Raw genomic sequence first — 11,364 nt, forward strand, 5'->3', positions numbered from 1 at the left:
CACGGCTCTGGCGGTGAGTGATGATGCTCTGATGCTTAGCCATAATGCTCGGGCGCTTAGTCGTGATTCGGTGTGCGAGTGAATGCGCCACCTTCGCGCGCGAGAAGTCCGGCTTTGTGTAAATCCAGCAGTAGGTGCACGGTCAGGCCGAGGGGCATGCCGGCATCTGTTGCGATATCTTCGGCTTCTTTTGCACGATACCCGTGGGGCGGCACGCAGTCATACACCCGCAATTCGCTGCGGGATAGTTGCTGAATTGGGTTCGGGCCAAATTGCAGCTCATACTGTCCGGTGGCGTCTACCTCGCCGATTCCTCCCAGTAATTCGCGTATGTCCTCGGCACTGGTAACCAATTGCGCGCGGCCGTCTTTGAGAAGTTGATGGCAGCCGAGTGAGCCAACTGTTGTAACTGGGCCGGGCACGGCCATTGTGGTTTTTCCGAATCCTTCTGCCCAGTGCAACGTGTTCAATGCTCCGGATCGCCACGCCGCTTCGACGACCACGGTTCCTTCTGTCAGCGCTGCCACCAAGCGGTTACGAGTGAGAAACCGGTGTCGCTGGGGCGAGGTTTCTGGTGGGTATTCGGTCACCAACGCGCCATGCCCGTTACCCGTTCCGGCGCCGTTGCCGGTCCCGGCGATGGTATTGAAGAGGTTCACATTAGGGCGTGGATACGCCGAATCAATCCCACAGGCAGATATCACCACCGTCGATCCGCCTGCCGCAACAGCTGCCGAATGTGCTGCTGTATCAATGCCTAATGCACCGCCAGAGATCACGGTCCACTGGGCAGGGCTTAAACCACGTACTAAATGTTCGGTGGCTGCCCGACCGTATTCACTCATTGCGCGCGTGCCCACGATTGCGACTGACTGCTGTACTAGTTCACGCAGATTTCCTCCCCGTACCCACAGCCCGTGTGGCGGTGCGCTGCCTGCTGCCCCATTGCTGGCGCCACTAGCGCCCCGGGAGGCACCGAGTTCGGCAAAATTAAATGCGCTGGCAAAAGTCTCGCGCGGGAATTCCTCATCATCTGGTGTGACCAATCGCGCTTTATAGCGTCTCGCGATTTCTAGGTCTTCTTCCCAGCGACACCAGCTGTGCCGTGCTTCAGTCTGCTTTAAAACGTTATGCAGCCAGCTGGCACGTCGTCGAATACCCCGTGCGATTTCTGTGCAATCACGCCCGGCGCGCAACAGCTGCCAGAGAGACTGCGATGGTCCTTCGATAACCCGGTTGAGGTAGGCCCACGCGTAGCGTTCGGCACTCGTGTCAAGCACGTTTTCCGGCCCATCCGAATCATGTGTCGCTTCATCGTGCGCTGTCATACCGCTACCTCCTGGTGCTGCAGGCGGGTCATATCGCCACGTACTTCGATGGCTTGCGCAATATGGCCTAAGCCTGGCGTGCTGCTGCCATCCAGGTCGCATAACGTCCAGGCGAGTTTAAGAACCTTGTCGACGGCGCGTTGGGTGATATCACCGTTGGACAGATGCGCTTGCAGCAGCGCCATGCCTGCTGGATCGGCAGCAAATTCGCGGCGCAGGAGTGTCGTGGGCACTGCAGCATTCGTGGATTCCGCGATGCCGGCTTTCGTCCAACGATAGGCTCCGCGTTGCCGGGCCTCGGCGACGCTTTCTGCAATCTCGGCTGAGCTGCGCGCATTTTCGGCGATTAAGGTGGCGGTCTGCGTATGCGTATGTACCGTGATATCCAGTCGGTCTCGCATTGGGCCAGACAAGTTATTCAGATAGCGCATGCGCTCGTGTGCTCGGCAGCGACATTTTTCGGCATTTTCGGCGGCACACCGGCAGGGGTTTGCCGCAAGCACCAATTGGCAGCGAGCCGGAAATACAATCTCTCGTCGATTGCGCACCAACCGCACTTCGCCCTGCTCGAGCGGTGTCCGTAAGCTGTCGACGATGGCTGCTGGCATCTCCGAGATTTCGTCGAGAAACAACACCCCGTGGTGCGCCAGGCTGACAGCCCCCGGGCGTGGGTTTCCCGAGCCACCGCCGAGGAGTCCCGCGCGGGTGATGGAATGGTGCGGGGCGATATACGGCGGTTGGGTGATCACTGAACGCGGTGCGCTTCCCGTCCCCAGAACAGAGTGCACTGCGCTGATTTCTAATGCCTGGGTAGTCGACAGCTCCGGCATGATTCCGGGGATGCGTGCTGCGATCATGGATTTGCCTGAGCCCGGTGGGCCGATCATCAGCAGATGATGTCCGCCGGTGGCAGCGATTTCTGCGGCCCGGATTGCCTCGCGTTGCCCTGCGATATCAGCAAAATCGAGCTGTGGTGGTGCATAGCTTTCTTGTTGTCCGCGATAATCAGCTGCCGGAGCTAGATCGGCCCGGCCGCGCATCCAGTGGTAGGCAGCAGACAGCGTAGGGGCAACAAGGACGTCCATGTCATCGATGAGCGCGGCTTCGGCTGCATTCGCAGGTGGGATGATCACCGTCTGGAAGTTATACCGGCGCGCCGCTAACAATGCTGGAACGATACCGGCGACTGCACGCACGCGGCCATCGAGGCCAAGTTCGCCCAATACAACCGTTGCATCAAGATCGCGTTGCGAGCGGCTATCTGCGTTGTCGGCGGCCTCTAACACGGCCAGCGCGGTGGGTAAATCGAAATGCGAACCGGATTTCGGCAACCCTGCCGGGGACATCGAGACCACAATTTTGGTTTTTGGCCAGCGCAAGTGTGTATTAGCTACCGCGGTGCGGATGCGATCGCGGGATTCGTTGACAGCGGCATCGCCCAGTCCGACGACGTGAATCCCGGGCAGACCGGGCCCGATATTCGCTTCCACCGTCACGATATCGGCGTGAACACCAGAAAGTGCGACGGTATGAGTTTTAGCAAGCACCGTGTTCGACCCCCTCGAAGACTTCTACGCAGGCACCGTTCACGGCATCCCGGTCGGCGCTCACCACCACAACATCGAAGCGAATTTCGCCGATAAACGATGGCTCCTCAGCACAGTTGCGCTCTTGCAACCAACGGGCAGCCGCATGACGCATCCGGCGAAATTTTGTTGCCGTCACCGTCTCTGCGGTGCCAAAGGCATCACTACTGCGCGTTTTCACTTCCACGAAGACAATCGCACCTGGCGGGCCCGAACTGGGTCGAACGACTAAATCAAGTTCTCCGCCGCGGTAGTAGACATTGCTCGCCACAATGTCGTAGCCGTGTTTGCGGTAAAAATCTTGTGCGATTAATTCACCGCGTTTGCCTAATTCGCGTGCATAGGCTGGCATGTAAAAATCCCCCAAAAACTACGGTTGAAAAATCTGAAGCTTTTCCAGATACCGCTAGTTTTCGTCGGCAAGCACGATGCGACAACCGAGTTTTCCAGTCGTCGGCATTTTTTGTGGATAACTCAAGTTATCCACAACCCTGGTGAGGCGGAGTTGACAGCCTGAAGGCCGCCTGTTTAATCCGGCATGATCATGTCTGGTTTATCGAGTTCTTCGATATTGACGTCTTTGTAGGTGATCACGCGGACGTAGCGCACAAAACGGGCGGCGCGATACATATCCCAGACCCAAGCATCAGACATGCGCACTTCGTAATACACATCGCCACCACCGGAGGTGTGCGGAATGAGCTCAACGGCATTGGCCAGGTAAAACCGTCGCTCCGTTTCGATGACGTAGGAAAACTGGCTGACAACATCGCGATATTCGCGGTACAGGGACAGCTCAACTTCAGCTTCGTAGTTGTCCAGTTCTTCTGCGCTCATCAGCGATTACTCCTTCAGGCAGTGCCGCCCGTGTGGTGCGGCCGTCCGATATGGTGCGAACAATTCGCAGACCAGTCTAACTACCGAACGTATCGACGCGTCGCTGCCACTCCGCATGAGCAGCAGCAACATTCGCATAACTGTGGCGGTGGTGCTTGCTCGCGCCCAGCTGTGCGATCGCCTCGCGGTGTGCTGCAGTGCCATAGCCTTTATGCTTGGCCAGCCCATAGCCGGGGTATTCGTCGTCAAGCTCCACCATCAAGCGGTCACGGCTGACTTTAGCCAACACGCTCGCAGCAGAAATACAGCGCGCAGCAGCATCTCCGCCAATGATAGGCAGATGTGGGACCGTCAGTCCGGGAATTTTCATCGCATCGCTGAGCACGTACGACACCGGTTGGTCAAGCCGCGCCAGCGCGCGCCGCATCCCAGAAAGGTTTGCGTGTTGGATACCCCGGGCGTCGATCTCCGCCGCACCAATATGCACGACGGTAAAGTCCACTGCCTTGTCAACGATGATATCGAACAGCTTCTCACGCCGACCAGGGCTCAATTTCTTCGAATCAGTCAGTGCTGCCAGTTCGGGAATGGGCACTAATGGCAACACGCATGCGGCGATAGTCACCGGGCCGCAACAAGCGCCCCTGCCTGCTTCATCAACTCCTGCGATATGAGCGAAACCATGCCGCTCGAGGTGCTGTTCCATCCAACTGGCGCCACCACCCGCGGGGGCGAAATGCATCGTCGCGTTTACTGCAGCCGGCACCGCTTGCTGATCAACTCGCGCCATGTGGTTATTCCACCCCGCCGAAGCGATTAAGCGGAAGCACGATACCGCGCACCTTGCCGATGAAGTGGTCCTCCGGCACCGTACCTTGGTAGGGATCTCCCACATACTCCCGCGAATCGAGTGAATTCGTGCGGTTATCCCCCATCACCCACACCTGGCCATCCGGCACAGTCACCGGGCCAAAAAATTGGCCACCGCAGGCAGCAGCACCCCCCTGCGCAGTCACCGCATGGTGAGCGGGAGCGCTAGCAACATAGGGCTCGGCCAACAACTTCGCGTCGACAAGCACCCCGGCATCGCCAGGCAGACACTGCACCGTCTGACCTTCGGTGGCGATAACGCGTTTGACGAAGCTATTGGCATCCGGGGCTATCAGGCCAATCGCAGAGCCCAGGTTCTGCAGCCCACGCACAAAACGGTTGTCGCTACGCGGAGAAGAAAAACCCGCCTGCCAAGATTCTGTGCCGTCGAAAACCGCAACATCACCAGGCTGCGGCGAGCCGAAACGATAAGCAAGCTTGTCGACGAGGATCCGATCATTCTTGGTCGCACAGTCCGTACAGCCCTGCAAGGTCGGTTCCATCGAACTCGACGGGACCACATACACCCTGCCCACGAACGCCTGAATGCCGGCCAGCAGTGCAAACGTGACGACGGCAGTGGCACCAATTACCCACCATCGCCACAAACCCGAACTACTGTTGGATGTCCGGGTCATCGATACCGCCAAAGCGGTTGAACGGGAAGAAAATGAACTGGGCTTTGCCACGAATATTTTCTGCCGGGATGGTTCCGTGACGATCATCGAACATATGCGCGCGCGAGTCCGCAGAATTAGTGCGGTTATCCCCCATCATGAAATAAGAATCTTCTGGCACTTCGATCGGGCCGAAATACGGTCCGCCACATGCCTGGGAGCCAGCGGTTTCATCCACCGGATACTGCGGCGGGGTTTGCACATACGACTGCTCAATGGGCCTGCCATCCACCATCACGGCCTCGTCGCCTTCCTGACACGAGACAGTCTGCCCACCGGTGGCAATCACACGCTTGACCAGAGTGTTTTCATCTGGTGCCGCCAACCCCACCAGCGACAAGACGTCCTGGACACGAGCCAACGCGGCGTTATCAGAGCGCGGCGATTGATACATGCCATCCCACGACGGCGTGCCCTTGAATACGACGACATCACCCGGCTGCGGATCGGAAAAATAATAACTGAGCTTTTCGACGAAGATGCGGTCGTCCGTGCACTCCGGGCACCCGTGCAGCGTGGGCTCCATCGACGCCGACGGAATCACGTATTGCCTTCCCACGAAGTTTTGGAATAAGCCAACAACCACTAAGACCACCAAAACGGTCAGCACCGTCTCTGCCCACGCGGGCATGCGCGAGGTTTTTTCTGCGGCATCTTCTGCATCAGCGCCGCCGTGGCTGCGCGCAGCATCAGCGGCGTGGCTTCCGGGGTGGTTTTCTTCGTTAGTCACGGATTACACCTTAGCAGTGGGTGGTGTGCTCTGAAGCAGGTGAGAGTGCAGGGAAACAACAAGCAGTCGGCGAGAAGCAAACGGACAGCGATTAAAAACCAACGACAAATTGCAACAGCATAAACAAAAACCCAGGCCGCAGTAACCAGCCTGGGTGATTGCAACATCTGCGAAAAACTATTAGCGCTTTTCTTTGATACGAGCCTTCTTGCCGCGCAGGTTGCGCAGGTAGTACAGCTTCGCACGACGGACCTTACCGCGGCGAGTCACCTTGATCGAGTCGATGTTTGGCGAGTGAACCGGGAAAGTACGCTCGATACCGATACCGAAGGAGACCTTACGCACGGTGAAGGTCTCACGAACACCAGAGCCCTGGCGACGGATGCAGACTCCGGAGAACAGCTGGGTACGCTGAGTGGAGCCCTCGATGACCTTGACGTCTACGTCAAGGGAGTCACCGGCACGGAATTCTGGGATGTCGTCGCGCAGCTGCGCCGCATCGACTTTGTCAAGAATGTTGTTCATAGCAGTGTCCTTAATACGTCGGGAAAGAGGAGCCTGGCAACCATAACACCCAGTACGGGTGACTGTTGGTGTGACCGGTTCGTATCCATAACAATCAACCGCTCTAGTCTGGCACAATAGTTATGCAGTTTTCAAATTCCGCGACCCTGCTATAGCGAATGAAGTGGTGGTTTCATGCCCGTGCCCTTTCCCGAACGCAGCACCAGCGCGCGCACCAATCTCGACCTGCGGTGCTACTTCGTCACCGGCAACGGCACCCACGACGAGATCATCGAACGCGCGGTTGCCGCAGCCCGCGGCGGCGCTGGCATCATCCAGGTGCGCTCCAAACCCATTAGCGATGCTGCACTCTACGATCTCACCGCCGCGCTCTCGGTGGCCGTGCACGAGGAAAACCCGCACTGCGCCGTAGTCGTTGACGATGCCGTAGAACTCGTCGGCAAGCTCAAAACCGATGGTTACCCGATCGCCGGTGTGCACGTGGGGCAAGGCGACATGGCCGTCGATAAGGTCCGCGCGTTACTGGGACCCGGCGCGATCATTGGCTTAACGACGGGCACCGTCGAACTTGCCCGGGCTGCCAATGCGCACGCTGCCGAGCTAGATTACATCGGATGCGGGCCCTTCCGGGCAACCCCGACGAAAGATTCTGGCCGCAGCCCACTGGGGCTCGACGGTTATCCTCCGATCGTGGCTGCGAGTCAGGTGCCGGTGGTTGCGATTGGTGATGTCACCGTCGACGATGCCCAGGCTTTAGCGAAAACCGGTGTAGCTGGTGTGGCGATCGTGCGCGGAATCATGCATGCCACTTCCCCTGCGGATTACGTCGCTGCTGTCATCAACAATGTGGATGCTGGTCACGCTGACTTGCACGGCGCGCAGGAAAGTGAGCGCCCAACCTCCCCGCGCACAGTGGACGTCAACATCATCGGTGCCGGCCTCGTCGGGCTGACAACCGCGGTGGAACTTGCCCACCATGGCTATAGCGTGCGCGTGATCGACCCGGCACCGGCTTCTGGGGCAACCCACCACGCCGGCGGAATGTTGGCACCGGCTGCCGAAGTCGTCTACCAGCAAGACCCGCTGTTTCCGCTGATGCAAAAATCTGGGCAATGGTATCCCGAACTGATGCAGGTATTGGCTGCGCACACAGAGCTTGATACCGGCTACCGCACCGATGGCACACTGGTCGTCGCCGCAGATCGTGCGGATTCGCAGCACTTGGCAGAGTTGATGGACTACCAGAACACGCACGGGATGGAAGTTTCCAAGCTCACGGTGCGCCAAGCGCGGCGGGCAGAACCTGCACTGTCACCGGCTGTGACGGGCGCGGTGGAAATCCCCGGCGATCACCAGGTGTTTCCACGCTTAACCGCCCGCGCGGCACTGGATGCACTGCAGAATTTGGGTGCAGAGATCATCCGTGAGCGAGCAACGCGCATCGCTGCTGGCACTGTGTACACCACAACCGGCTGTTACCCAGCTTCGCAGGTGGTGCTCGCTAATGGTTTGGGCGCCAATGACATCGACGGCGTGCTGGCGGCGGCAGACGTCGACAAGCACGAGGGAGCCAACCACGACGGCGACAACCACAACAACGACCACGACAGCGCCGGGCTTTCCCAGGCTTCCCACCCGTTCCAGTTACGTCCGGTCTATGGCGAAGTACTCCAGTTGCGTTGCCCGGAACACCTACAGCCGCTGTGTAACCGGGTGATTCGTGGTTTTGTGGAAGACCGTCCGATCTACATCATCCCGCGCGACGACGGACGCATCACCATCGGGGCGACCAGCCGGGAAGATCACCGCGCCGGACCACCAGCATCATCGGTCTATGACTTGCTGCGTGATGCCATTCGCATCGTGCCAGGCATCGAGGAATGCGAGTTTCTCGAAGCCACCACCGGCGCCCGCCCTGGAACCCCCAATGACCTGCCCTATCTGGGTCGGGTGAATGCTAACCTGGTCGTATCAACCGGCTATTTCCGGCATGGGATTTTGTTGTCCGCACTCGCTGCACGCATTACCCGCGAGCTGATCGCGGGTAAAACCGCAGACGAGCTCAGTGCAGACATCAGCGCCTGCGCCCCGCTGCGCGACGCCCGTTAACTACCCACCGGGCCACAGCCGAAGACGAACGGCGAGAGCCGAAGAAAGGAATCCACGATGAGCGAAAACGCTTGTGCCGATGCTGAGTCCGCTACCTCAGTCACCGTGACAGTCAACGGCGACGAACACACCACGGCAGCGCACGATGTGTCCGCGCTAGTCAAAGAAATCACCGGCAAGGACGTCACCGCCGGTATTGCCGTTGCTATCGATGGCGAGGTCGTGCCGGCTTCGCAATGGTGCCGCGCGTTGCACGACGGTGAAAGCATCGACATCCTCAACGCACGCCAGGGAGGCTAGCTCTTTCATGCTCACGATTGCTGATCGCTCGTATCACTCCCGCCTGATCATGGGCACCGGCGGCTCCTCGTCGCAGGAGATGCTGGAAAAAGCCCTAGTTGCTTCCGGGACTGAGCTCACTACGGTAGCGATGCGCCGCTATTCTGCGTCCACGGGTGCGACTGGCGGCGGCGAGTCGGTTTTCGAGTTAATGCAGCGCCTGGGTATTGATCCATTGCCGAATACCGCAGGGTGCCGCACCGCCCGTGATGCGGTGATCACGGCAAAACTCGCTCGCGAAGCCCTCAACACCAATTGGGTAAAGCTGGAAGTCATCGCCGACGAGCACACCCTGTTGCCTGACGTCACCGAAACCTTGGATGCCTGCGAGCTGCTTGTCGACGAAGGTTTCACCGTTTTGGCTTATACCTCGGACGATCCGGTCGTCGCCCGTAAACTCGAGGATGCTGGTGCGGCCGCCGTCATGCCGTTGGGTTCACCGATTGGCACGGGCCTGGGGATTTTGAACCCACACAATATTGAGCTGATTTGCTCACGTGCCGAGATACCGGTGCTGATCGACGCTGGGATCGGCACCGCCTCGGATGCTGCGTTTGCCATGGAATTGGGGTGTTCCGGTGTGCTGCTTGCAAGTGCAATCAACCGTTGCCAGAACCCCGTCGCGATGGCCGAGGCGATGCGCCATGCTGTCATCAGCGGCCAGCTCTCCCGCGGTGCCGGGCGCATTCCGCGCCGCGAGCACGCCCAGGCTTCCAGCAGCTTCGACGGGTTGGCGTCGTGGTCGGAGCAGGTTCTCTAGGCAGGACCAGCTCGAAGAATTACTAAGGAGCGGTACTCGCAACGATGGCTAGGCAAACACGCAGAAGCGATGCTGTGGACACTGCGCGTGCAGAAAACGAGGCGCTGGCGCGGCTACCGCAGCGCGAAATCCAGCGCACCGCCCGACACATGAACCTACCGGGGTTCGGGCCCGTCCAGCAGGAGCGTGTGCATGACAGCCACGTGCTCATCGTCGGCGCTGGCGGGCTGGGGTGCCCCGCCTTGCAGCAGCTTGCCGCCGCCGGCGTGGGAACCATTACCCTGCTCGATGATGACACCGTAGATCTCAGCAACATCCACCGGCAGATCCTGTTCGGCGTCGACGACGTCGGCAAGCACAAGGTTACGGTCGCCGCGGATCGTGCCCGCCAACTGCAGCCCGATATCCACATCCATGCCCGCGCAGAACGGGTGCGAGTGGATAATGTGCTCGAGCTTGTCGACGGCGTAGATCTGGTTCTTGATGGTTCAGATACATTCGCGACAAAATACCTGGTAGCCGACGCTTGTGAGATCCTTGGGGTACCGCTGGTGTGGGGCTCGGTGTTGCGCTATGCCGGCGAAGTTGCGCTGTGGCATTCCGGACCGAGCAGCGCGGATGAGCGTGGCGTGGGCCTGCGAGATCTGTTTCCCAGCCAGCCCGATGCCGCGAGCGCCCCGGATTGCGCGACCGCCGGTGTGCTTGGCGTGACGACCTCTGTGGTCGCGGGGCTGATGGCAACCGAGGCCATCGCCTACCTTGCAGGGCTGGGTTCACAGCCTGGTCGAGTGCTGAGTTATCAGGCGCTTCCGGCCTCGTTGACGAGCTTTCGGGTGGGCGCCGATCCAGCCCGCGAGCTCGTTGCAGAATTGGCCGAGTTTTATGGGGCGAGTTGTGCCCTCGATGTTGGAGCCGCTGGCGCTACTGGGCTGGACGGCGAGCGCGCGGGGTCTGCCGAGGTGCGTGACGACGTGCTTGACGACGCAGCCACACAGTTGTTGCAGCATGTGCGCTCGGGTGCTGCGATCGCGGTTGATGTGCGTGAGCCACACGAAAAGTATCTGGCGGATCTGCCCGCCGAGTATCATCCACTGCGGCTGCCGCTGAGTGAAATCACCGGGGCTGACGATCTGGCGCGCATCATCGGCGAGCATGACGAAGTTGTGGTTTACTGCGCCTCCGGTGGGCGCAGTCAGCGCGTCGTCGACGACTATGGTCCGGCGTTGCCGCAGGTGCGGCTATTCAGTCTGCCAGGCGGAGTTGGGGCTGGCTAAGCTGCCGGTGGCCTGCCCACACAAAAAGCCCACTTCCTATCACAGGAAGCGGGCAGGTTTTACTCCACGCTTTAAGCCACGCTTTAAACGCAGAGTGCCGCGGCTTTAGAGGTATTCCAGAGCGTTGAATCCGCCGATAACCAGGCCAAGGCCGACGGCCATGACGACGAAGAAACCAATGAATGGCAAGTAAACCTCGGACATGTTCGAAGGCTGGTCCTCGGCAGCCTTAATATCCTGGGCTTCTTCTTGCCGATCCTGCTTGGTGCTCATGCTCTGCCCCTAAAACTTAGTGAAACGTGATTGGAAACGTAATTGGACTCGCACCC

13 protein-coding genes and 1 pseudogene are annotated in these 11,364 nt (G+C 59.4%); 5 read left to right on the forward strand and 9 right to left on the reverse strand.

Features of this window, described 5'->3' with window-relative positions; translation table 11 throughout:
• Nucleotides 1-56: 56 nt before the first annotated feature.
• The 8 genes from dprA to rplS form a co-directional block, all read right to left on the reverse strand.
• Nucleotides 57-1,328, reverse strand: coding sequence for a DNA-processing protein DprA (dprA, locus tag U1140_RS02325; RefSeq protein ID WP_369845842.1), 1,272 nt, complete (start codon nucleotides 1,326-1,328; stop codon nucleotides 57-59).
• Nucleotides 1,325-2,875, reverse strand: a complete 1,551-nt coding sequence (locus tag U1140_RS02330) for a YifB family Mg chelatase-like AAA ATPase (protein ID WP_369845843.1) — start codon at nucleotides 2,873-2,875, stop codon at nucleotides 1,325-1,327. The genes dprA and U1140_RS02330 overlap by 4 nt, the downstream gene beginning before the upstream one ends.
• The gene (locus tag U1140_RS02335; protein WP_369845844.1) at nucleotides 2,865-3,266 is read right to left on the reverse strand and encodes a YraN family protein; all 402 of its coding nucleotides are present in this window, start codon (nucleotides 3,264-3,266) and stop codon (nucleotides 2,865-2,867) included. The genes U1140_RS02330 and U1140_RS02335 overlap by 11 nt, the downstream gene beginning before the upstream one ends.
• 176 nt (nucleotides 3,267-3,442) lie before the next feature.
• On the reverse strand, nucleotides 3,443-3,751 hold the full coding sequence (locus U1140_RS02340; RefSeq protein WP_369845845.1) for a DUF2469 domain-containing protein: 309 nt from the start codon (nucleotides 3,749-3,751) through the stop codon (nucleotides 3,443-3,445).
• Between the two features lie 76 nt (nucleotides 3,752-3,827).
• Nucleotides 3,828-4,457, reverse strand: a complete 630-nt coding sequence (locus U1140_RS02345) for a ribonuclease HII (RefSeq protein ID WP_369845908.1) — start codon at nucleotides 4,455-4,457, stop codon at nucleotides 3,828-3,830.
• An 88-nt stretch (nucleotides 4,458-4,545) separates the two neighbouring features.
• Nucleotides 4,546-5,259, reverse strand: a complete 714-nt coding sequence (gene lepB / locus U1140_RS02350; protein WP_369845846.1) for a signal peptidase I — start codon at nucleotides 5,257-5,259, stop codon at nucleotides 4,546-4,548.
• A complete protein-coding gene (gene lepB, locus U1140_RS02355) occupies nucleotides 5,237-6,028 on the reverse strand; it encodes a signal peptidase I (protein ID WP_369845847.1) in 792 nt (263 codons plus the stop codon). The genes lepB (U1140_RS02350) and lepB (U1140_RS02355) overlap by 23 nt, the downstream gene beginning before the upstream one ends.
• Before the next feature lie 180 nt (nucleotides 6,029-6,208).
• The gene (gene rplS / locus U1140_RS02360) at nucleotides 6,209-6,553 is read right to left on the reverse strand and encodes a 50S ribosomal protein L19 (RefSeq protein WP_369845848.1); all 345 of its coding nucleotides are present in this window, start codon (nucleotides 6,551-6,553) and stop codon (nucleotides 6,209-6,211) included.
• A gap of 174 nt (nucleotides 6,554-6,727) precedes the next feature.
• Between rplS and U1140_RS02365 the strand changes: the two are divergent.
• From U1140_RS02365 to U1140_RS02385, 5 genes and pseudogenes are all read left to right on the forward strand, one after another.
• Nucleotides 6,728-7,411: pseudogene (locus U1140_RS02365) on the forward strand (thiamine phosphate synthase); the annotation flags it as partial.
• A 54-nt stretch (nucleotides 7,412-7,465) separates the two neighbouring features.
• On the forward strand, nucleotides 7,466-8,662 hold the full coding sequence (thiO, locus tag U1140_RS02370; RefSeq protein ID WP_369845909.1) for a glycine oxidase ThiO: 1,197 nt from the start codon (nucleotides 7,466-7,468) through the stop codon (nucleotides 8,660-8,662).
• A 57-nt stretch (nucleotides 8,663-8,719) separates the two neighbouring features.
• The gene (thiS, locus tag U1140_RS02375) at nucleotides 8,720-8,962 is read left to right on the forward strand and encodes a sulfur carrier protein ThiS (protein WP_369845850.1); all 243 of its coding nucleotides are present in this window, start codon (nucleotides 8,720-8,722) and stop codon (nucleotides 8,960-8,962) included.
• A 7-nt stretch (nucleotides 8,963-8,969) separates the two neighbouring features.
• Nucleotides 8,970-9,761: a thiazole synthase gene (locus U1140_RS02380; RefSeq protein ID WP_369845851.1), complete on the forward strand. Its 792-nt coding sequence runs from the start codon at nucleotides 8,970-8,972 to the stop codon at nucleotides 9,759-9,761.
• Nucleotides 9,762-9,805: 44 nt separating this feature from the next.
• Nucleotides 9,806-11,035 carry a ThiF family adenylyltransferase gene (locus U1140_RS02385; RefSeq protein WP_369845852.1) on the forward strand — a complete coding sequence of 410 codons (1,230 nt, stop codon included), beginning with the start codon at nucleotides 9,806-9,808 and terminating at the stop codon, nucleotides 11,033-11,035.
• A gap of 105 nt (nucleotides 11,036-11,140) precedes the next feature.
• Here U1140_RS02385 and U1140_RS02390 read toward each other — a convergent pair whose 3' ends face one another.
• Nucleotides 11,141-11,308, reverse strand: a complete 168-nt coding sequence (locus U1140_RS02390; protein ID WP_369845854.1) for a hypothetical protein — start codon at nucleotides 11,306-11,308, stop codon at nucleotides 11,141-11,143.
• Nucleotides 11,309-11,364: the final 56 nt, after the last annotated feature.

The organism is Corynebacterium drakensteinense (assembly GCF_041224285.1).
GTDB lineage: Bacteria > Actinomycetota > Actinomycetes > Mycobacteriales > Mycobacteriaceae > Corynebacterium.

What these genes read in the sequence shown, in the direction of transcription:
- U1140_RS02335 (WP_369845844.1), bottom strand. Translation starts at nt 3,266, where the DNA reads ATGCCAGCCTATGCACGCGAATTAGGCAAACGCGGTGAATTAATCGCA.
- dprA (WP_369845842.1), bottom strand. Translation starts at nt 1,328, where the DNA reads ATGACAGCGCACGATGAAGCGACACATGATTCGGATGGGCCGGAAAAC.
- U1140_RS02385 (WP_369845852.1), top strand. Translation starts at nt 9,806, where the DNA reads ATGGCTAGGCAAACACGCAGAAGCGATGCTGTGGACACTGCGCGTGCA.
- U1140_RS02340 (WP_369845845.1), bottom strand. Translation starts at nt 3,751, where the DNA reads ATGAGCGCAGAAGAACTGGACAACTACGAAGCTGAAGTTGAGCTGTCC.
- U1140_RS02345 (WP_369845908.1), bottom strand. Translation starts at nt 4,457, where the DNA reads ATGGAACAGCACCTCGAGCGGCATGGTTTCGCTCATATCGCAGGAGTT.
- U1140_RS02390 (WP_369845854.1), bottom strand. Translation starts at nt 11,308, where the DNA reads ATGAGCACCAAGCAGGATCGGCAAGAAGAAGCCCAGGATATTAAGGCT.
- thiS (WP_369845850.1), top strand. Translation starts at nt 8,720, where the DNA reads ATGAGCGAAAACGCTTGTGCCGATGCTGAGTCCGCTACCTCAGTCACC.
- rplS (WP_369845848.1), bottom strand. Translation starts at nt 6,553, where the DNA reads ATGAACAACATTCTTGACAAAGTCGATGCGGCGCAGCTGCGCGACGAC.
- lepB (WP_369845846.1), bottom strand. Translation starts at nt 5,259, where the DNA reads ATGACCCGGACATCCAACAGTAGTTCGGGTTTGTGGCGATGGTGGGTA.
- U1140_RS02380 (WP_369845851.1), top strand. Translation starts at nt 8,970, where the DNA reads ATGCTCACGATTGCTGATCGCTCGTATCACTCCCGCCTGATCATGGGC.